The sequence below is a fragment of the Mariniflexile sp. AS56 genome (assembly GCF_030552475.1).
Taxonomy (GTDB): domain Bacteria; phylum Bacteroidota; class Bacteroidia; order Flavobacteriales; family Flavobacteriaceae; genus Mariniflexile.
Window position 1 is genome coordinate 272,643 of sequence record NZ_JAUPED010000004.1, and the last position, 19,040, is coordinate 291,682.

The 19,040-nt window shown below is 33.5% G+C and carries 16 protein-coding genes; 9 read left to right on the forward strand and 7 right to left on the reverse strand.

What is annotated here, in order from left to right; all coding sequences use genetic code 11:
• Nucleotides 1-46: 46 nt before the first annotated feature.
• From Q5N74_RS07010 to trkA, 5 genes are all read right to left on the reverse strand, one after another.
• The gene (locus Q5N74_RS07010) at nucleotides 47-226 is read right to left on the reverse strand and encodes a hypothetical protein (RefSeq protein ID WP_304388029.1); all 180 of its coding nucleotides are present in this window, start codon (nucleotides 224-226) and stop codon (nucleotides 47-49) included.
• A gap of 192 nt (nucleotides 227-418) precedes the next feature.
• Nucleotides 419-682 (reverse strand): hypothetical protein, encoded by a 264-nt coding sequence (locus Q5N74_RS07015; RefSeq protein WP_304388030.1) that lies wholly within the window; start codon nucleotides 680-682, stop codon nucleotides 419-421.
• A gap of 234 nt (nucleotides 683-916) precedes the next feature.
• Entirely contained in the window at nucleotides 917-2,377 is a 1,461-nt protein-coding gene (locus Q5N74_RS07020; protein WP_304388031.1) for a hypothetical protein, read from the reverse strand.
• Nucleotides 2,378-2,587: 210 nt separating this feature from the next.
• Nucleotides 2,588-4,081 (reverse strand): TrkH family potassium uptake protein, encoded by a 1,494-nt coding sequence (locus Q5N74_RS07025; RefSeq protein WP_304388032.1) that lies wholly within the window; start codon nucleotides 4,079-4,081, stop codon nucleotides 2,588-2,590.
• A gap of 106 nt (nucleotides 4,082-4,187) precedes the next feature.
• Nucleotides 4,188-5,537 (reverse strand): Trk system potassium transporter TrkA, encoded by a 1,350-nt coding sequence (gene trkA, locus Q5N74_RS07030; RefSeq protein ID WP_304388033.1) that lies wholly within the window; start codon nucleotides 5,535-5,537, stop codon nucleotides 4,188-4,190.
• Nucleotides 5,538-5,756: 219 nt separating this feature from the next.
• Between trkA and ubiE the strand changes: the two genes are divergently transcribed.
• Nucleotides 5,757-6,482, forward strand: a complete 726-nt coding sequence (ubiE, locus tag Q5N74_RS07035) for a bifunctional demethylmenaquinone methyltransferase/2-methoxy-6-polyprenyl-1,4-benzoquinol methylase UbiE (protein ID WP_304388034.1) — start codon at nucleotides 5,757-5,759, stop codon at nucleotides 6,480-6,482.
• A 91-nt stretch (nucleotides 6,483-6,573) separates the two neighbouring features.
• Nucleotides 6,574-7,302 carry a porin family protein gene (locus tag Q5N74_RS07040; protein ID WP_304388035.1) on the forward strand — a complete coding sequence of 243 codons (729 nt, stop codon included), beginning with the start codon at nucleotides 6,574-6,576 and terminating at the stop codon, nucleotides 7,300-7,302.
• A 75-nt stretch (nucleotides 7,303-7,377) separates the two neighbouring features.
• Here the strand turns inward: Q5N74_RS07040 and Q5N74_RS07045 are convergent, their stop codons facing one another.
• Nucleotides 7,378-8,103: an RNA methyltransferase gene (locus Q5N74_RS07045; RefSeq protein ID WP_304388036.1), complete on the reverse strand. Its 726-nt coding sequence runs from the start codon at nucleotides 8,101-8,103 to the stop codon at nucleotides 7,378-7,380.
• Between the two features lie 178 nt (nucleotides 8,104-8,281).
• Here Q5N74_RS07045 and Q5N74_RS07050 point away from each other — a divergent pair, with 178 nt between their 5' ends.
• From Q5N74_RS07050 to accD, 3 genes are all read left to right on the forward strand, one after another.
• Entirely contained in the window at nucleotides 8,282-10,807 is a 2,526-nt protein-coding gene (locus Q5N74_RS07050) for a BamA/TamA family outer membrane protein (protein ID WP_304388037.1), read from the forward strand.
• Nucleotides 10,808-10,941: 134 nt separating this feature from the next.
• The gene (gene fbaA, locus Q5N74_RS07055) at nucleotides 10,942-12,009 is read left to right on the forward strand and encodes a class II fructose-bisphosphate aldolase (RefSeq protein WP_304388038.1); all 1,068 of its coding nucleotides are present in this window, start codon (nucleotides 10,942-10,944) and stop codon (nucleotides 12,007-12,009) included.
• 283 nt (nucleotides 12,010-12,292) lie between these two features.
• Entirely contained in the window at nucleotides 12,293-13,150 is an 858-nt protein-coding gene (accD, locus tag Q5N74_RS07060) for an acetyl-CoA carboxylase, carboxyltransferase subunit beta (RefSeq protein WP_304388039.1), read from the forward strand.
• Between the two features lie 81 nt (nucleotides 13,151-13,231).
• Here accD and Q5N74_RS07065 read toward each other — a convergent pair whose 3' ends face one another.
• Nucleotides 13,232-14,329 (reverse strand): PAS domain S-box protein, encoded by a 1,098-nt coding sequence (locus tag Q5N74_RS07065; protein WP_304388040.1) that lies wholly within the window; start codon nucleotides 14,327-14,329, stop codon nucleotides 13,232-13,234.
• Between the two features lie 189 nt (nucleotides 14,330-14,518).
• Between Q5N74_RS07065 and rpsO the strand changes: the two genes are divergently transcribed.
• The 4 genes from rpsO (at nucleotide 14,519) to Q5N74_RS07085 (ending at nucleotide 18,928) form a co-directional block, all read left to right on the forward strand.
• On the forward strand, nucleotides 14,519-14,788 hold the full coding sequence (gene rpsO, locus Q5N74_RS07070) for a 30S ribosomal protein S15 (RefSeq protein ID WP_304388041.1): 270 nt from the start codon (nucleotides 14,519-14,521) through the stop codon (nucleotides 14,786-14,788).
• 250 nt (nucleotides 14,789-15,038) lie between these two features.
• Nucleotides 15,039-17,285: a polyribonucleotide nucleotidyltransferase gene (locus tag Q5N74_RS07075; protein ID WP_304388042.1), complete on the forward strand. Its 2,247-nt coding sequence runs from the start codon at nucleotides 15,039-15,041 to the stop codon at nucleotides 17,283-17,285.
• Nucleotides 17,286-17,444: 159 nt separating this feature from the next.
• Nucleotides 17,445-17,819, forward strand: a complete 375-nt coding sequence (locus Q5N74_RS07080) for a hypothetical protein (protein WP_304388043.1) — start codon at nucleotides 17,445-17,447, stop codon at nucleotides 17,817-17,819.
• A 245-nt stretch (nucleotides 17,820-18,064) separates the two neighbouring features.
• Complete coding sequence (locus Q5N74_RS07085) at nucleotides 18,065-18,928, forward strand: RNA polymerase sigma factor RpoD/SigA (RefSeq protein WP_072402889.1); 864 nt, start codon at nucleotides 18,065-18,067, stop codon at nucleotides 18,926-18,928.
• The last annotated feature ends 112 nt before the right edge of the window (nucleotides 18,929-19,040 follow it).

A 19,040-nucleotide genomic window follows, 5' to 3' on the forward strand; every position in this document is an offset into this window, starting at 1 on the left:
TTTTTTATATTAATAATTTCTCTCTTTCATTTGCAAAGTCATTGTTCTAGGCTTTTTTAGCACCTACAAAGCTAAAAAGAAGCGCTACAAGCCCTAAACCTATTGTTATATAGGCATTGGTGTTATCTTGCGCTTCAATAAGATCTAAATCCCCTATACTTATCTGTGTTTCTGGCATAATCATGGTATAAATACCATACCCCAATAACACGACTCCTACTATCATTAAAATTGATTTTACACTCTTGTTCATGGCTTCGTTATTTAATAAGTTATAAGAGCGCTTTACTCTTTGACACAAAGGTAGGCTAGCAGTAAAGATGTATGGTTACACAATTTTTATAGATTATTATAGAATTTTAAGAAACTGATTATTTTGGAATAAAAAAGCCACCTATTTAAAGTGGCTTGAATTTATTTATTTGATGTAGATTAAGAACGCTATTACTACGGACAAGAAAACACTAACAGCAACTAGTTGCCGAATTCTATTTTGTCGATTCTTAATTTGAATACGCTTTTTTATATTTTCTAATTGAACTGCAGTCGCTTTAGGGAATTCTTTTAATTCGATATTTGAATAACTCCCTTCTAAAGCACTGTTATCTTTTCGTTTTGTTAAAAGACTTCGGTTATTTTTTAACGAATTCATTGCCGCCATCATAGCACCTTCTCCACCCATAATTTCTAAGTTTTAAAATGAAACATAATTGATTTATCAAACAACAAAAGATACTATTAATCTCAGGTATTCTCAATCAAACTAAAAAAAGCTGCTTTATATATAAGTAGCTAATTTTATAAAAATGTTACAAAATGGTGGTGTGAACTTATAGAACTTGTTTGAAAACGAAAAGCATCTTTCTCCTTTATATAAAATTGGCTTCTCTCGAATTAATAAACACTTAGATACAGATTAATTATTTATAATGAGTTCCATACTATCTATATAATCTCCTAGACTGACATCAACATTTACAAAATTCACATATATGTCGATCGCATTTTTTGCATAAAATTCAGCCTTATATTTATCATAATTCACAAAACTCTTATTGTCAAACAATTTAGCCAAACCATAATACACATGCGCAAGTTCTATTTCAAAAACTCCTTTTCTATTTTCACTATCAATTAAACTAATTCTAACTTTTTTAGACTTCTCATAATATTCCAAAGATTTATCATAAATATTTAAATTATAATTAACAAGCCCTAAACCATATAAACAAGCAGCATAAACCCTTAATATTTTAGGCCCCTCTATGTTTTTAAAACTTTTAAATTCCTGCTCAGCTTTTTCTAAATAAAATTTAGCTAATTTTAAATCATCACTATTATTAGTATTATAGAATATCAAAGAATAGTAGTCATTAAAATTGATATAAAAAGCAATTACAATAAATAAAAAATCTTCTCCTAAATAATCTTTATTACTAACTGCATTAATCAATTCTTCTCCCTCATCAAAATAAGTTCGAGCTTGATTAAATTCTCCTTGCTTCACATACAACTTACCTAAACTACTTATGGTATTTAAGTAACTTGAAACATAGTTGTTTTCAGCTTCATATGCCTTTTTTTTAAAATCATAGGCTTCTAATAATAATGAATCATAAAATTTATTATAGCCACTATACAAGCTATAGATATTCTGATATTGTTTTCCTATATTAATATTATACTTTCCTGAATACAAAAAATTTAATCTTTTATACAAATTCAAAGAATAATCGTATTGCTCTCTAGCTTTTTCTATTTCCCCTTTTTGCTTATAAAGAATACCTAAATCAGTATGAATTTCTGCTTTTTGAATAAGAAATATTTCAGTATCCAAATTGTACTTGTTGAAAAGACTAAGCGCCTCGATGAAATAAGTTTCTGGCTTTACTCCCTTTTCAAGAATATTATTTAAATAAATTCTACCTATAAATGAATCACTAATTGCTAATTCATAATCATCTTTGGTGTTACTCCGAATATATTCAAACACTCCTAACGATTTAAAATAGTCATCAGCAATATAATATGATAATGCTTTCTCGAGCAATCCCCTTCCTTCTAAATAAGAGTCGTTAAGAATATTAGCAATTTCATCATCTTCTGCTTCGCTTAAAGACTTAATTTGTGCTAAAAATTGTTTTTTCATTGGATCAGAATCATCCATATAGGCAACTTTTAAAAGCAAATCAATTTTGCGATCACGATCTTCATTATCATTTTTATCAGACACTCCTGTTTTATAACTTATAACAGCCGCAACAACAGTTAATAATCCAATACTTATTCCCACTATTAACAAAATGATTCCCATTTTTCGATTTAAGCTCATATCTGTACGAAATGTTTTCAAATATACATTTTTGTTTTCAAACATTTACTCATGGAAAATTAAATTCAGAAATCCAGCCCCGTTTGTATTAGCCTATAAAAGTAAAAACAACTTGACTTCGAAACGGTTAGCTCTTTTGCTATAAAACACAGTGAGCCAAAACCATCAACAGGTAAAACTCCCCGCTTGGAAAACCTTCAAGTATTACACAACATAAAACAATGTAATTCCTGCCGTCGCAGGAATGACAAGAAACTATCTATTACGCCAAAAGAAAGGTGTGAATAAAATAAGTACCGTAAACAATTCTAAACGCCCAATAAGCATTAAGAACGACGACCACCACTGTGCCAACGGTGGCAAAGCCGCATAATTATTTACAGGTCCGAAATTACCTAGCGCAGGACCAATATTCCCTAAACTGGAAGCAGACAAACCTATAGCCGATTCAAAATCTATATTAAACATCGAAAACACCAAAGCCCCTATAATAAACGATAGCATATACAGAATAAAAAAGGCTAACACATTAAACACAATAAACCTATTAATGGCCTTATTATTATACCTTACTGGAATAATAGCGTTGGGGTGCAGCGTGCGTTTAAATTCTAAAAAACCATTTTTTATAAGTATTAAATGGCGCACCACTTTTACACCTCCCGAAGTACTCCCTGCAGAACCACCAAGAAACATGAGTCCGAAAAAGAACACCACCAAAAAGGGTGTCCATAAGGTATAATCAGCACTTATAAAACCGGTTGTTGTAATAACACTTAGCACTTGAAATAAGGCGTGCCTAAAAACACTTTCACCTTCTCCCCAAACCATAGGATGATTTATAGTCGATTTTGAGATGTCCGCTTGAAAATAAATTACAAGAGCCGCTATAACAGTAAAAACAACTACAAATTTAAAGTAGAGACTAAACTCTTCATCTTGAATTATTTTTTGAACCCGTCCTTTAAAAGCAAAATAACTTAATACAAAGTTTGACCCCGCCAAAAACATAAATAATATGATGATGTATTGAATAACAGGTTCGTTATTCCAATAAGCGACGCTGGCATTTTTTGTTGAAAACCCTCCTGTCGATAAAGTTGCCATAGAGTGATTGATCGCATCGAAAAACGACATTCCTGCTAGTTTTAACAAAAGTGTTTCCGCTGCAGTGTACCCAAAATAAATAAGCCATAAACGTTTGGCTGTATCTGTAATTCTAGGGTGTAGTTTATCGCCACTAGGCCCAGGTGCCTCGGCTGCAAAAAGCTGCATCCCTCCTATGCCTAATAATGGTAAAATAGCGATAGCAAGTACAATAATACCCATACCCCCAATCCAGTGTGTGGTACTTCTCCAAAACAAAACACCTTCGGGTAATATTTCAATATCGTTTAAAATTGAAGCGCCCGTGGTAGTATACCCAGACATGGTTTCGAAAAAAGCATTCGTAAACGTGGGAATACTTTCTGTTAACACATACGGCAAAGTACCCGACAAGGACATAATAATCCAACCAAAGGTTACAACAATATAACCTTCACGCTTATTCATTTCCTTTTTATGCTTGGCAGTAAGCAACATGGTTACAATTCCTATAATGATGGTAAACAGACCAGCAAAAAATATTTGTAAAGTCACACCATCGTTATAAAGAAAACTTACAAGAGACGCTAACAGCATAAAACCACCGTTAAAGACTAACAGCAATCCTAAAAAGTGGAAAATGATTTTATAGTTGAGTTTCAATTAGATAGTATTTATATTTTTACTTAAAACGACATCTCGAATCTTATTTTTAATTCGACACCCTTTCATATACGGGAGTTTCGGGTTTCGTAGCTGTTTGTTTTTTTTAAAGAAATAATTTTTCGACTCGTTTTATAGATTGAAGCAAGCAACACACGACTACGCGATCACCTTCTTGAATTTTAAAATCGCCCAAAGCAATCATTCCAATACCATCTCTAATAACTCCACCTATAATGGCAGATCTTGGAAAATCGATAGATTTAATAGATTTATTACAAACAGCAGATGTCCCTTTAACTTCAAATTCCAGCAACTCTGCATTTAAATTATTAAGCTTGGTCATGGCAACTACTTCACCACGGCGTATATATCTAAAAATATTATTGGCTGCTAATAATTTCTTATTTACCAAGGTATCAATCCCAATAGAATGTGATAACTCGAAATAATCCATATTTTCAACCAAAGCAATGGTTTTTTTTATGCCTTTTGATTTTGCCACTAAACACGACATAATGTTGGTTTCAGAATTTCCTCCCACAGCTATAAAAGCATCCATGTCGCGAATATTTTCTTCTTCTAGCAAGTCAACGTTTCGTCCATCACTATTAATAACCAATACCTTTGTGAGAACTTCAGCAATTTCGAAAGCTCTATCTCTATTGCCTTCCAATAATTTAACATTAAATCCTTTTTCACTTAAATCTCTAGCGGTTTTAAAACCTATTTGGCTTCCGCCAAGAATCATCACATTTTTTAAAGCTTTGTTGGTTCTTCCGGTAAGTCTACAAAGTTCATCACCACCGCCTTCAGAAGTTATAAAAACAACATTATCACCCCGTTTAAACTTGGTATCACCACGAGGAATGATGGTGTATTGCGTTCCAAAACGCTGAATCGCAATAGGCACAAAATGTAATTCTGGAAAAATTTCAGCGGCTTCTTTAACGGTTTTACCAACAAAGGATGCCGATCTAGACAGGGTTAAACCTGACATCGTTAAGGCCCCATTTTCAAACTCGTAATTCTCGTTAAAGGATGATTGTTTTAATGATAATTCAATTTCAGATGCTGCTAAAGCCTCAGGAGAAATCAACTCATCAATTCCAAATTTTGTAAAACCAACCTCTTCTTTATGGTGTATAAACTCGGTATTAGAAATTCTTGCAATGGTTTTTTTAGCCCCTAATTGCTTAGCTAACACACAAATAGTAATATTCGTGGTTTCGCTCGATGTTACGGCTATAAATAAATCGCAGGTATTTACACGCGCTTCTTTTAAAATTGCAATAGAAGTGGCATCACCTCGAATCACTCTAATATCTAAATGCGTATCAGCGTAGGCTAAACTTACCTTGTTGGGATCTAATAAAGTAATTTCTTGAGATTCGTAAGATAATAACTTAGCCAAATGAAATCCTACTTCACCGGCTCCAGCAATAATTATTTTCATTTATTAAAATTCATTTTAAACACCCTAATAAGGGACTGCAATATACTATATTTTAGAGTTAGCACATTAAAATAGCTTTATGTAACCAATAAATCGTGTAAGTTGTAATAATTAAATGATTTAGAAATGCTGAAATTTTTATCACTTTACCCTATTTAGATTTTAATTGATATTTTAAAGTAGAAATAAATTATGTAGGTTTGCCAAAAAATTAGAGCATTGTCGAAAATTAAGCCTTACAAAAACAGCGATTTAGGAAAAAAAGAACAGGTAACTAAAATGTTTGATACCATTTCTGGAGATTACGACGGGTTAAACCGTGTGATATCTTTTGGAATAGATATTAAATGGCGTAAAAACGTAGTTAAGCTTGTTAAAGAAAGCAACCCAGACACCATTCTAGATATCGCTACTGGAACGGGCGATTTAGCTATAAATCTAGCCGAAACCAACGCTACTAAAATTGTTGGTTTAGACATAAGTAGTGGCATGCTTGAAGTTGGTAAAGTAAAAATCAAGAAGAAAGCTTTAGAATCTAAAATAGACATGATTTTAGGTGACAGTGAAAATATGCCTTTTGAAGATAATAGTTTTGACGCTATTACCGTTGCCTTTGGGGTGCGTAACTTCGAAACACTTGAAAATGGCCTTAAAGAAATTTATCGAGTACTAAAACCTAACGGTACATTTGTTATTTTAGAAACTTCGATCCCAACAAAAACCCCTTACAAACAAGGTTACAAATTCTACACATCAAACATATTGCCTCTTATAGGTAAACTGTTTTCTAAAGATAGAAGTGCTTATAAATATTTATGCGAATCGGCATCTGTTTTTCCTTATGGTGAAGCTTTGAACAATATTTTACGTAAAATTGGGTTTATTAATGTTGAAGATTTTCCGCAAACTTTTGGAGTTGCGACTATTTACAAAGCGTCAAAATAAAACTATGAAACGAGCATGTTAAAAATTTCATCTCCCAAGGAAATGATTAATTGCGAACAACATGTGTCCGTTAAAAAATAAACACACTTACATGAAATACTTTTTTGCATTATTAACATGTTTACTTATCACACAATCTTCTGATGCTCAATTATTCAGAAAAGAGAAAGTAACTTATGATGCAAACCAAGGGAGAGGCACTACCGATAATAACTTATTACGCTGGGGATACTTTTTAGGAATTAATAATTATGATTTCAACTTCGATTACAACGAAGACTTACGTGATATTTACGTAAAACGAAGCCCTGGTTTTAGTGTAGGTTTAATAGGAAACCTACGCATTAACGAGTTTTTAGATTTACGTTTAGAACCTGGTTTATTAATTACAACCCGCGAATTGTATTATAGCCAAAGCTATTTTCAAGGCGCTGCAGTTACTGAAGCCGATTTAATACGTGAGGTCAAATCGACCTACATACATCTACCTTTATTACTTAAAGTTTCAACCAAGCGTGTTAATAATTTCAAACCCTTTATTGTGGGCGGTTTTTCAACAGCTTTAAACTTATCTAGTAATGAAGAAAACCCTAACGACAATTCTAACGGGCAATTTAGAACTACCAAAAACAACCTATATTACGAATTAGGTTTTGGTATAGACTTCTATTTATACAATTTTAAATTCACACCCTCTATACGCGGTCTTTTTGGAATTAACGACGAACTTGTGCGTGACGAAAACCCAGACAGTCCTTGGACAAGCAACGTAAACAGCATGAAAACCAGAGGTGTTTTTATTAATTTTACGTTTCAATAGACTTAAGACAAAAAGCACTTAGCTTTAACCAATCAACCCATTTTTAATTGTTAATTTTCAATTATTCATTGAAAATCAACACCCTCTTCTCTTAAATTCGCTCAATAAAATAGCAGTCGCAGTCGCCACATTTAAACTTTCAGTTGCTTGTAAATCGCCAAATCTTGGAATGGATATTTTATCAGTAATAATAGCTTCCACTTTTTTTGAAACGCCGTTGGCTTCGTTACCCATAACCAAAATACCATGTTCAGGCAATTGTTCCTTATAAACGTTTTCACCTTCCATAAAGGCACCATAAACAGGAACCTCTGTTGCTTTTAAAAACTCAACCAAATCAACATAATTAATAGTCACTCTGGTTATAGACCCCATAGTCGCCTGCACCACTTTAGGGTTAAAACAGTCTACAGTTTCATGACTACACACCAAATTTTTCACCCCAAACCAATCACAAAGCCTGATGATGGTTCCCAAGTTCCCAGGATCTCTAACAGCATCAAGCGCCACTGTAAGTCCGTTTACTTCAATCGGTTCTTCTGCAGGTATTTTAAAAATAGCCAAAGCCGTGTTGGGTGTTGTTAAAAAACTAATTCGTTTTAAATCGGTTTCATTGATTAAAATTTCATTTCTGGCATCACTATTGAAGGATTCAGTCGTATATAATGCATGTAAAACCAAATGAGATTGTAATAACTCTTTTATCGTTTTAACGCCTTCAACAACAAAAAGACCATGTTGTTGTCGGTATTTTTTTTGCTTTAAACTCGTTATTAGTTTTATCTGACTTTTAGAGAGCATGACGTTTTATTAATTAATATGATTTTTTATAAAGAAATGAAAATACCAATGTATTAATCTCAAATTATTTAAATATTTATTTCAATGAAAATAATGTATTTTTGAGTCCGCAAAGGTCATTATTTTTTTTAACCAAATAGACAAAGAACACCTATAACCTGAATTAATTTTTTTTCGTTTGAAACAACAAGTCTCAAAAATAACACTTTTAGCAGTATTTACAGCACTTTTAATATCTTGTGATGCCGTAAAACGAGTTGGAGAAAACGACCATTTACTTACTAATAACACAGTTTATGTAAATGGTAAAAAAGACCAAACCGAACTAATAAACAACTTATTATACCAAGAGCCTAACAGCCAAATACCCGTAATTGGTACACCTTTGCGCTTACACGTTTATAATTTAGCTCGTAAAAACAGAGATTCTTTATTCGAAGCCTGGTTAGATAAAAAACCAAATCGTAGAGAGCGTTTAACAAAACGCTTATCTAAAAAACAATTAGACAAATTAAAAGAATCTTCCATAGGCTTTAATAATTGGTTACGCAAAACAGGAGAAGCACCTGTAATTGTAAGTGAAGACAAGGCTATAAAATCGGTAAAACGATTGAAGGCTTTCTACATAAATAACGGTTGGTTTGATGTCGACGCCAATTACAACATTAACAAAAACGAGAACAAACGTGCCGATGTGGAGTATCAAATAGAGACCGGCAATGCATTTATTCTCGACACCATTTCGGCTAAAATTAAACCGACTGTTGTTGATTCACTTTATCAAAAAATCAAAAAAAATAGCGTACTTAAACAGTACGACCAATACAGATCTTCAAATTTCGCCCAAGAACGGGAACGTATTTCCAGCGAGTTACGTAACTCGGGCGTTTACCATTTTAACCAAGATTATGTCACTTTTGAGACGGACACAATTGGCACCAACAAAAAAGTAAATGTTGAAATTCAAATTCAAAATAGAGCAATTAGAACTCAAGATTCGGTTAGCAGAGTTCCTTTTAAAATTTACAAAATAAAAGACGTTAATATTATAACCGATTATTCGTTTGAAGACAAAGACAAACCGTTTCAAGATTCTATTACATACAAAGGCTATAAAATTTTTAGCTATAATAAAATTAAGTACCGTCCCAAAGCTTTAACCGATGCTATTTTTATTGCACCGAACACTATTTTTAGAGATAGAGATAGGACTTTAACCTATAGACACCTTAACGAGTTACGCACTTTTAAGTACCCCAATATTGATTACACCGAAAACGCCGACAACACATTAACAGACACGATTAGACTAACACCTTTAAAGAAATTTAGTTTAAGTTTTAGTGCCGATGTGTCGCAAAGTAATATACAAACCGTTGGCTTCTCATTAAACCCTAGTTTAATGATTCGGAACGTTTTTAGAGGTGCCGAAACTTTAGAGCTGTCTGCAATTGGAGCAATTGGCGCATCAAAAGACAAAAATAATATTGACGACCCATTTTTTGATATTAATGAAATTGGTGCCGATTTAAAACTAACTATACCCCGATTCTTTTTTCCTTTTAATACCGAAAAAATCATACCTAAATACATGTCGCCCAGTACGCGAATTAGTTTAGCTACAACCAGCCAAACCAACATTGGCTTAGATAAACAAACGTTTACAGGCATTTTTAATTACAATTGGCAACCTTCAACCAAAGTAACCAACAGGCTAGATGTATTTAATATTCAATATGTTAGAAATTTAAATATTGAAAATTATTTTCGAGTTTATGAAAACTCATTCAATTCATTAAATGACATCGCCTACGATCTAGATTATACTGAAATCGATTTGGCCATACCAACCGATACAGACGCCTTTATAGCCTATGTTTTGGATACACCAACGCCGACTGAAGTTTCATCTACGCAACTATCCACCGTAAACAGCATCAACGAACGTAAAAATAGATTAACAGAAAACAACTTAATTATATCCACCAGTTTCAGCTTAACGAATGATGAGCGCACCAATTTGTTTGACGAAGATTTTTCTATTTTCCGTTTTAAATTAGAGTTAGCAGGAAATTTACTTTCTAGTATATCTGACCTTGTTGGACAGAAAAAAAATTCTGACAACCGCTACGAGCTTTTCAATGTAGCCTATTCTCAGTTTGTAAAAACCGAGCTAGATTATGTTAAACACTGGAGTTTAGGTAAAAAAAACGTGCTTGCCACGAGAAGTTATTTTGGCTTTGCGATACCCTATGGCAACTCAAGTAACATTCCTTTCTCTAAAAGTTTCTTTGCTGGAGGCGCGAATGATAATCGTGCTTGGACCGCCTACCGCTTAGGACCAGGAAGCTCTGCTTCAACCAACGAATTTAACGAGGCCAACTTAAAACTTGCCTTTAGTGTAGAGCAACGGTTTAATTTATTGGGCAGCTTAAACGGTGCTTTCTTTGTGGATGCTGGAAACATTTGGAACGCCTTAGATGATGTTACAGATGAAAACTCCACCTTTACAAGCCTGAGTTCTTTAAAAGACATTGCTGTAGGTTCTGGTTTTGGTTTGCGCTATGATTTCAGTTTTTTCATCTTCCGTTTTGATGTTGGTTTTAAAACCTACGACCCTTCTTACCAAGACCAAAACCGTTGGTTTAACGACTATAATTTTTCTAATGCTGTTTATAACATCGGTATTAACTATCCGTTTTAAGCTTTAAATCATTCCAGACATACTATAACGTTTTAGTACTTTTTTAGTGGTTTCAACCCGAAAAAACACTAAAAATGATTTAAAAATTGATTACTTTTGAAACTTACAATCTAAAATTAAAATAACTAATAATTATGGGACATAACATAAAACCAGGCGTTGCTACAGGACAAGAAGTGCAAGCCATTTTTAAACTTGCTAAAGAAAAAGGATTTGCTTTACCTGCTGTAAACGTAATAGGTTCAGATACCATTAATGGTGTATTAGAAACTGCTGCATCATTAAATGCACCTGTAATTATTCAATTTTCAAACGGTGGCGCACAATTTAATGCTGGAAAAGGCTTAAATAACGACGGTCAAAAAGCAGCGATTGCTGGAGCTGTTGCTGGAGCAAAACATGTACATACTTTAGCTGAAGCATACGGTGTTCCAGTTATTTTACATACAGACCACTGTGCTAAAAAACTTTTACCTTGGATTGATGGTTTATTAGACGCTAGTGAAAAACATTTCGCTGAAACTGGAAAATCTCTTTTCAGCTCACATATGATTGACCTTTCTGAAGAGCCAATTGAAGAAAACATAGCTATTTGCAAAACCTATTTAGAGCGTATGAGCAAAATGGGAATGACTTTAGAAATTGAACTTGGTATTACAGGTGGTGAAGAAGATGGTGTTGATAATAGCGATGTAGATGATTCTAAATTATACACACAACCAGAAGAAGTCGCTTATGCTTATGAAGAATTAAGTAAAGTAAGTGACCAATTCACTATTGCTGCTGCTTTTGGAAACGTTCATGGTGTTTACAAACCAGGAAACGTAAAATTAACTCCGAAAATCTTAAAAAATTCTCAAGATTTTATCTCTGAAAAATACGGTGTAGGTCATAACCATATCGATTTTGTATTCCACGGTGGTTCTGGATCTACAGTTGAAGAAATTCGTGAAGGTATTAGCTACGGTGTTATTAAAATGAACATTGACACAGATTTACAATATGCATTCATGGAAGGTATCCGTGATTATATGGGATCTAAATCTGAATACTTAAAAGCTCAAATTGGTAGCCCTGATGGTGATGATTCTCCAAATAAAAAACACTATGACCCACGTGTTTGGTTACGTGCTGGTGAGGTGACTTTTATCGATCGTTTAAAACAAGCTTTTGAAGATCTAAACAACGTAAATACACTATAATAATCGTTGATTATTTATAATATATAAAAATCCTGCTTTATGCAGGATTTTTTCATTTATATATGCCTAGTAAAAAGCAGAAAAAGTATTTCGGAAATAAAAAAGGTATTCGGGTTACACAAAATTAAAATAAAGCCTTAATTTTGTAGTCAGGCTTTTTGCTTTGGCTTTTTATTTTCACCTAAAGTGTTATATAAAAGAACATGGTAACCAGCTTAACGCTAATACCGATGTATAAGATTTTTTAAATCTGAAAATCGTAAACTATAAATTGTAAATCACTATGTCTTGGTTTAAAAGAAAAACAAAAGGAATAACAACTACAACAGAGGAAAAGAAAGACACCCCTAGAGGACTTTGGTACAAATCTCCTACTGGAAAAATTGTCGATACAGATGAACTTGAAAAGAACTTTTATGTAAGTCCTGAAGATGGTTACCACGTACGTATAGGAAGTAAAGAATACTTCGAAATTCTTTTTGATGATAATAAATTTAAAGAATTAGATGCTAATTTAGAATCTAAAGATCCATTAAAATTCGTTGACACTAAAAAATATCCAGACCGTTTAAAATCTGCACAAGAAAAAACAAATCTAAAAGACGCAATACGCGTTGGCGTTGGCAAATCTAAGGGTAAAGATTTGGTAGTAGCTTGTATGGATTTTGCATTTATTGGAGGTTCTATGGGAAGTGTTGTGGGTGAAAAAATTGCACGTGCAGCTAATCATTCATTAGAAAACAACATACCATTAATGATTATTTCTAAATCTGGTGGCGCCAGAATGATGGAAGCAGCGTTATCGCTTATGCAGTTAGCAAAAACATCTGTAAAACTAGCACAATTAGCAGATGCTGGTATTCCTTACATCTCATTATGTACAGACCCAACAACGGGAGGTACTACTGCATCATTTGCGATGTTAGGCGATATTAACATTGCTGAACCTGGTGCTTTAATTGGTTTTGCAGGTCCACGTGTTGTAAAAGATACTACAGGTAAAGATTTACCAGACGGTTTCCAAACATCAGAGTTTTTACTAGAACACGGTTTCTTAGATTTTATCACATTAAGAAAGGATTTAAAAGACAGAGTGAATCAATATGTTGATTTAATTACGAATCAACCATTAAGAGCATAATTTCAAAATAAAAAAAGCCTTACTAAATTAAATTAGTAAGGCTTTTTTATTTTATATCATTTTTGCTTAATTAAAACAGGGCTAAGCTGATTTTAAATAAACTGAAAAGGTAGTCCCTTTATCCACTTCACTTTTCACATCCACACAACCTCCTAAAGATTCAATATGGTTTTTGGTTATAAACAACCCAACACCTAAAGCATCTTTATTTCTATGGAAGGTTTTATACATTTGAAATAGGTTATCTCCATATTTCTCTAAATCTATCCCTAAGCCATTATCTTCAATATGAAATACAACAAACTCATTTATAATTTCACTACTTAATTTAATAATACAACCTCTACAGTCTGAACGATATTTTATGGCGTTTGTTAAAAAATTTAAAATAATACTGTCCAAAAACGCAGGTACTGCTTTCACTTTATGATGTTCACAAATATGATTTTCTATGGTACAATTTATATTTTTAGCTAGGGCACTTACATTATACAGAGCATGCCTTACAAAGACACTTAAGTTAAGGGATTCAATTTTACACTCCTCAATCGATTTTATTTTAGCAACTTCAGCCAAATGAGACACTGTTTCATCTAGATTATTTATAGACTCTTTAAGCAAACCGAAGTTTTCCCCTTTAACTAACAATTGATATTCCTCCTCTATAAAATCAAAAAGAGTTAATAAATTGGAAGCATGTGTACGTAAATTGTGTGTAATAATGTCGGCAAAACTAGACAACCTATTATTTTGTTCTTTGGCTACTCTAAGTAAAGCTCCTAATCGACTCTTATCTTCATTCTGTTTTGAAATGTCATGAATTTGCGATATAAAATATAAAGGACGCCCATCAACATCTCTCACCAAGGATACCGATAGCAATGTCCAAACGATACTGCCATTTTTACGGAAATAACGTTTTTCTATCTGATAATTATCGGTTTTCCCTGATATAAGCGAACGCATGTGCCCTAAGTCACTATCCAAATCATCTTTATGAGTGATGTCTTGAAATGAAAGTTGGTAAAGTTCTTCCTCTGAATACCCCAGACACTTAACAACACTTTGATTCACTTTTATCCATTTCCCTTTCGTGCTCAAAATAGCGATTCCACCATGGGCAAAATTAAAAATATTCTCAAACAACTTGTCTTTAATAAGACTCAAACTTTCCGGCATATATAGAGGATATGAATTACACATCAATAAATATACTATTTTTCTTCAAAACACACGAGTATTTAGATGACAATTATTGCGTCTAAAAAGAATTCCCTGTTATTAATATTAACAGAAATTTATTCATTATATTTGCAGCTCGAAAGAGACACTTTCGTTTACATAACAATTATTTACAATAATATTAGAATGTATTTAGATCAAAAAGAAATTGAAGCTATCTTCACCAAACATGGTAAAGGTGCTAAAGACACAGGTTCTGCAGAAGGACAAATTGCATTATTCACTTACAGAATTAACCACTTAACTGGACACTTAAAAAAGAATCGTAAAGACTTTAACACAGAGCGTTCATTAGTAAAATTAGTTGGTAAAAGAAGAAGCTTACTAGATTACTTAACTAAGAAAGATGTCTTAAGATATCGTGCTATAGTAAAAGAATTAGGATTAAGAAAATAAATAAAAAGAGGCTTTTCAGCCTCTTTTTTGTTTTTGCGTTAGGGATTGCAGTGAAAAGCCCACAGCGAGGTACGAGCGAGGACTTGTAACGAAAAGCCCGACCCGAAAGGGAAACGCCCATATAAAATAACTCTAGCGAAACGAGTATAAAAATTCGAATTGAAGAAGCTTATTATTGTTTTTCATTGGTCACACAACAACTACACACAACAACGCAACGACCATTGTTTAATTAGAATTAAAAAAATTTATGATTCCAAAAGTTTTTAAAGAGGTTATAGACCTTGGTGATGGCCGCACAATTTCCATCGAAACAGGAAAATTAGCAAAACAGGCTCATGGGTCTGTTGTTGTACAATCTGGAAAATGTATGCTTTTGTGTACAGTTGTTTCCAACTACAAACAAAGTGATGTTGACTTTTTACCGTTAACGGTAGATTACAGAGAAAAGTTTGCAGCTTCTGGACGTTACCCAGGTGGTTTCTTCAAAAGAGAAGCAAGACCTAGTGATGGTGAAGTATTAACAATGCGTCTTGTTGACCGTGTTTTACGCCCATTATTCCCTAAAGATTACCATGCAGAAACGCAGGTGATGATTCAGTTAATGTCTCATGATGATGATGTTATGCCTGAGGCTATGGCTGGTTTAGCTGCTTCTGCTGCTATTCAATTATCAGATTTCCCATTTGAATGCGCTATCTCTGAAGCTAGAGTTGGTCGTATTAATGGTGAATTCATTATTAACCCAACACGTGCTCAATTAGAAGAGTCTGACATTGACATGATGATTGGTGCTTCAGCTGATTCTGTGATGATGGTTGAAGGTGAAATGGACGAGATTTCTGAAGAAGAAATGGCTGATGCTATTAAATTCGCTCACGAAGCGATCAAACTTCAAATTGCCGCTCAATTGCGTTTAGCAGAAGCTTTTGGTAAAAAAGAAACTCGTGAATACGCTACTGCAGAAGAAAACGCAGAATTAGCAAAAAGAATTCATGATTTAACTTATGATAAATGTTACGCTATTGCTAAGCAAGGAACTTCTAAAGCAGAACGTAGCGCTGCATTCGCCGAAGTAAAAGAAGAAGTTAAAGCTTCCTTTACAGAAGAAGAAATGGCTGAATTTGGTCACCTTGTTGGAGGCTACTACAGTAAAGCAGAAAAAGAAGCGGTTCGTGAATTAACGTTGGCTGAAGGTTTACGTTTAGACGGACGTAAAACAGATGAGATTAGACCAATTTGGTCTGAGGTAGATTACTTACCATCTGTACACGGTTCTGCTATTTTTACTAGAGGTGAAACGCAAGCATTAGCAACCGTTACTTTAGGAACTTCAAGAGAAGCTAACAAAATAGACATGCCATCTTACGAAGGTGAAGAGACATTCTATTTACATTATAACTTCCCTCCTTTTTGTACAGGTGAAGCTAGACCATTAAGAGGAACGTCTCGTAGAGAAGTTGGTCATGGAAATTTAGCTCAACGTGGTTTAAAAGGAATGATCCCTACAGATTGTCCTTATACAGTAAGAGTTGTATCTGAAGTATTAGAATCTAACGGTTCTTCTTCTATGGCAACTGTTTGTGCTGGTACTATGGCTTTAATGGATGCTGGAGTTCAAATGATAAGACCAGTTTCTGGTATTGCTATGGGATTAATTTCTGATGGTGATCGTTACGCAGTATTGTCTGATATTTTAGGTGATGAAGATCACTTAGGAGATATGGACTTTAAAGTTACAGGAACAACGGAAGGTATTACAGCATGCCAAATGGACATTAAAATTAAAGGCTTGCCTTATGAAATTTTAGTGAATGCATTAAAACAAGCACGTGCAGGTCGTTTACATATTTTAGGTAAAATTGCCGAAACAATAACAGAACCAAATGCAGACGTGAAACCTCACGCTCCTAAAATGGTAACTCGTGTTATACCAAACGAATTTATTGGTGCATTAATTGGACCTGGTGGAAAAGTAATTCAAGAATTACAAAAAGCTACTAAGACCACTATTGTTATTAATGAAGACCCAATTACGGAAGAAGGTATTGTTGAGATTCTAGGTACTAACCAAGAGGGTATCGATGCTGTTTTAACTAAAATTGATTCGTTAATGTTTAAACCATCTGTTGGTGGAACTTACGAAGTGAAAGTAATTAAAATGTTAGATTTTGGAGCAGTTGTAGAATATATGGATGCGCCAGGAAATGAAGTTTTATTACACGTAAGCGAATTAGCTTGGGAACGTACTGAAAATGTAAGTGACGTAGTTAATATGGGTGATGTTTTTAACGTGAAGTATTTTGGAACCGATCCAAAAACACGTAAAGAAAAAGTATCTCGTAAAGCTTTATTAGAAAAACCAGAAGGTTATGTTGCAAGACCACCAAGAGATAATAACGATCGTGGTGGACGTGATAACAGAGGTAGAGATAATCGTGGACGCGATAACCGTCGTGACGATAGAAAACCTAGAGAAGATAGAAAAGACGATTAAGTTTTTTAGAATCTATATTTTACTAAAGCCTGTTTCAAAATTTGAAACAGGCTTTTTTATGAATTATATTGAAGGAAAACATAAAACTTAGCGTGACCACAAAACGTTAAACCTTGTTAAAAACTTGCTTTTAAGCTTATTTTCAGTATATTATAAGTTATGATACAGGAAGACAAAGCAAAATATTCAGACATTTTAGAGAACTCTATTACCTATTTAGAAAACCGCGGCTTCGAAAACATAAAAGCCGATACGGAAGGGTATGAAACACCGAAATCATATAAAAAATCAGGAAGTACTATTAGTATTACCCCAGATATTGTCGCCGATAAAGAAGGTAGAAAACATTATTTCGACATCAGTTTAAAATCTGAAAAACCAAATTTATTAAAATCGAAATGGTTATTTCTAAACGCACTAAGCCGTTTAAAATCGTCCAAATTTAAACTCATAACTACGCGTGGACATTATGCCTTTACTCAAGAAATGTTAGAAGCTACCAACCTTACTAGCAAATCATTAATTAAAATTTAGAACCAACTTACTTAAAATAGAAGAAGAGCCGTTTTATATTTGACTCATAAAAAATATAAAGCCTTTAAAGAAGCATGCGCATAATTCTTAAAAAATCCACTTAAAATGTGTGACTTTTTCAATTTATAAGGGTCATAAAAAAAGAAATACAAAAATAATTTAAAATTTTTGTAACATTTATTAATACCACAACGTATAACTATTGAATAACAATATTCATTTTAAAACTTACAGGAGAACTTTAGATGAGACAACTTAAAATCACGAAGCAGGTTACCAACAGAGAAACCGCCTCGCTAGACAAATATCTTCAAGAAATTGGAAAAGTTGACTTAATTACTGCAGACGAAGAAGTAGAATTAGCACAACGTATTAAAGCCGGTGACCAACTAGCTTTAGAAAAGTTGACAAAAGCGAATTTACGTTTCGTTGTATCGGTAGCTAAGCAATACCAAAATCAAGGTTTAACATTACCCGATTTAATTAATGAAGGTAATTTAGGTTTAATTAAGGCCGCACAACGTTTTGATGAAACTCGTGGTTTTAAATTTATATCGTATGCCGTTTGGTGGATTCGTCAATCCATCCTTCAAGCATTGGCTGAACAATCTCGTATTGTACGTTTGCCTTTAAACAAAATTGGTTCTATTAATAAAATTAATAAAACATTTGCGTTTTTAGAACAAAGTCATGAGCGTCCACCAAGTGCTGAAGAAATTGCAAAAGAGTTAGACATGACTATTAACGATGTTAAGGAGTCTATGAAAAACTCGGGGCGTCACGTAAGTATGGATGCGCCCTTAGTTGAAGGTGAAGATTCTAACTTATATGATGTATTAAACAGTGGTGAATCGCCTAACCCAGATAGAGAATTATTACACGAATCTTTACGTACTGAAATAGAGCGTGCTTTAGAAACACTTACACCTCGTGAGGCTGACGTGATTCGTTTATATTTTGGTTTAGGAAACCAACACCCAATGACTCTTGAAGAAATTGGAGAAACTTTCGATTTAACACGTGAGCGTGTACGCCAAATTAAAGAAAAAGCGATTAGAAGACTGAAACATACTTCTAGAAGTAAAATATTAAAAACATATTTAGGTTAGTATTTTTTTTACGACCAAATACCAGTAACAAACAGTTACACATAACTGTTCGTTTTTTGATTGATGAAAGAACCCTCGGCTGATTACCGGGGGTTTATTTTTTAATTTGTAT

Bases quoted from the DNA above. Each gene is read 5' to 3' on its own strand.
- Q5N74_RS07010 (WP_304388029.1), bottom strand. From the start codon at position 226: ATGATAGTAGGAGTCGTGTTATTGGGGTATGGTATTTATACCATGATT.
- Q5N74_RS07015 (WP_304388030.1), bottom strand. From the start codon at position 682: ATGGGTGGAGAAGGTGCTATGATGGCGGCAATGAATTCGTTAAAAAAT.
- Q5N74_RS07020 (WP_304388031.1), bottom strand. From the start codon at position 2,377: ATGTTTGAAAACAAAAATGTATATTTGAAAACATTTCGTACAGATATG.
- trkA (WP_304388033.1), bottom strand. From the start codon at position 5,537: ATGAAAATAATTATTGCTGGAGCCGGTGAAGTAGGATTTCATTTGGCT.
- Q5N74_RS07040 (WP_304388035.1), top strand. From the start codon at position 6,574: ATGAAATACTTTTTTGCATTATTAACATGTTTACTTATCACACAATCT.
- Q5N74_RS07045 (WP_304388036.1), bottom strand. From the start codon at position 8,103: ATGCTCTCTAAAAGTCAGATAAAACTAATAACGAGTTTAAAGCAAAAA.
- fbaA (WP_304388038.1), top strand. From the start codon at position 10,942: ATGGGACATAACATAAAACCAGGCGTTGCTACAGGACAAGAAGTGCAA.
- accD (WP_304388039.1), top strand. From the start codon at position 12,293: ATGTCTTGGTTTAAAAGAAAAACAAAAGGAATAACAACTACAACAGAG.
- Q5N74_RS07065 (WP_304388040.1), bottom strand. From the start codon at position 14,329: ATGCCGGAAAGTTTGAGTCTTATTAAAGACAAGTTGTTTGAGAATATT.
- rpsO (WP_304388041.1), top strand. From the start codon at position 14,519: ATGTATTTAGATCAAAAAGAAATTGAAGCTATCTTCACCAAACATGGT.
- Q5N74_RS07075 (WP_304388042.1), top strand. From the start codon at position 15,039: ATGATTCCAAAAGTTTTTAAAGAGGTTATAGACCTTGGTGATGGCCGC.
- Q5N74_RS07080 (WP_304388043.1), top strand. From the start codon at position 17,445: ATGATACAGGAAGACAAAGCAAAATATTCAGACATTTTAGAGAACTCT.
- Q5N74_RS07085 (WP_072402889.1), top strand. From the start codon at position 18,065: ATGAGACAACTTAAAATCACGAAGCAGGTTACCAACAGAGAAACCGCC.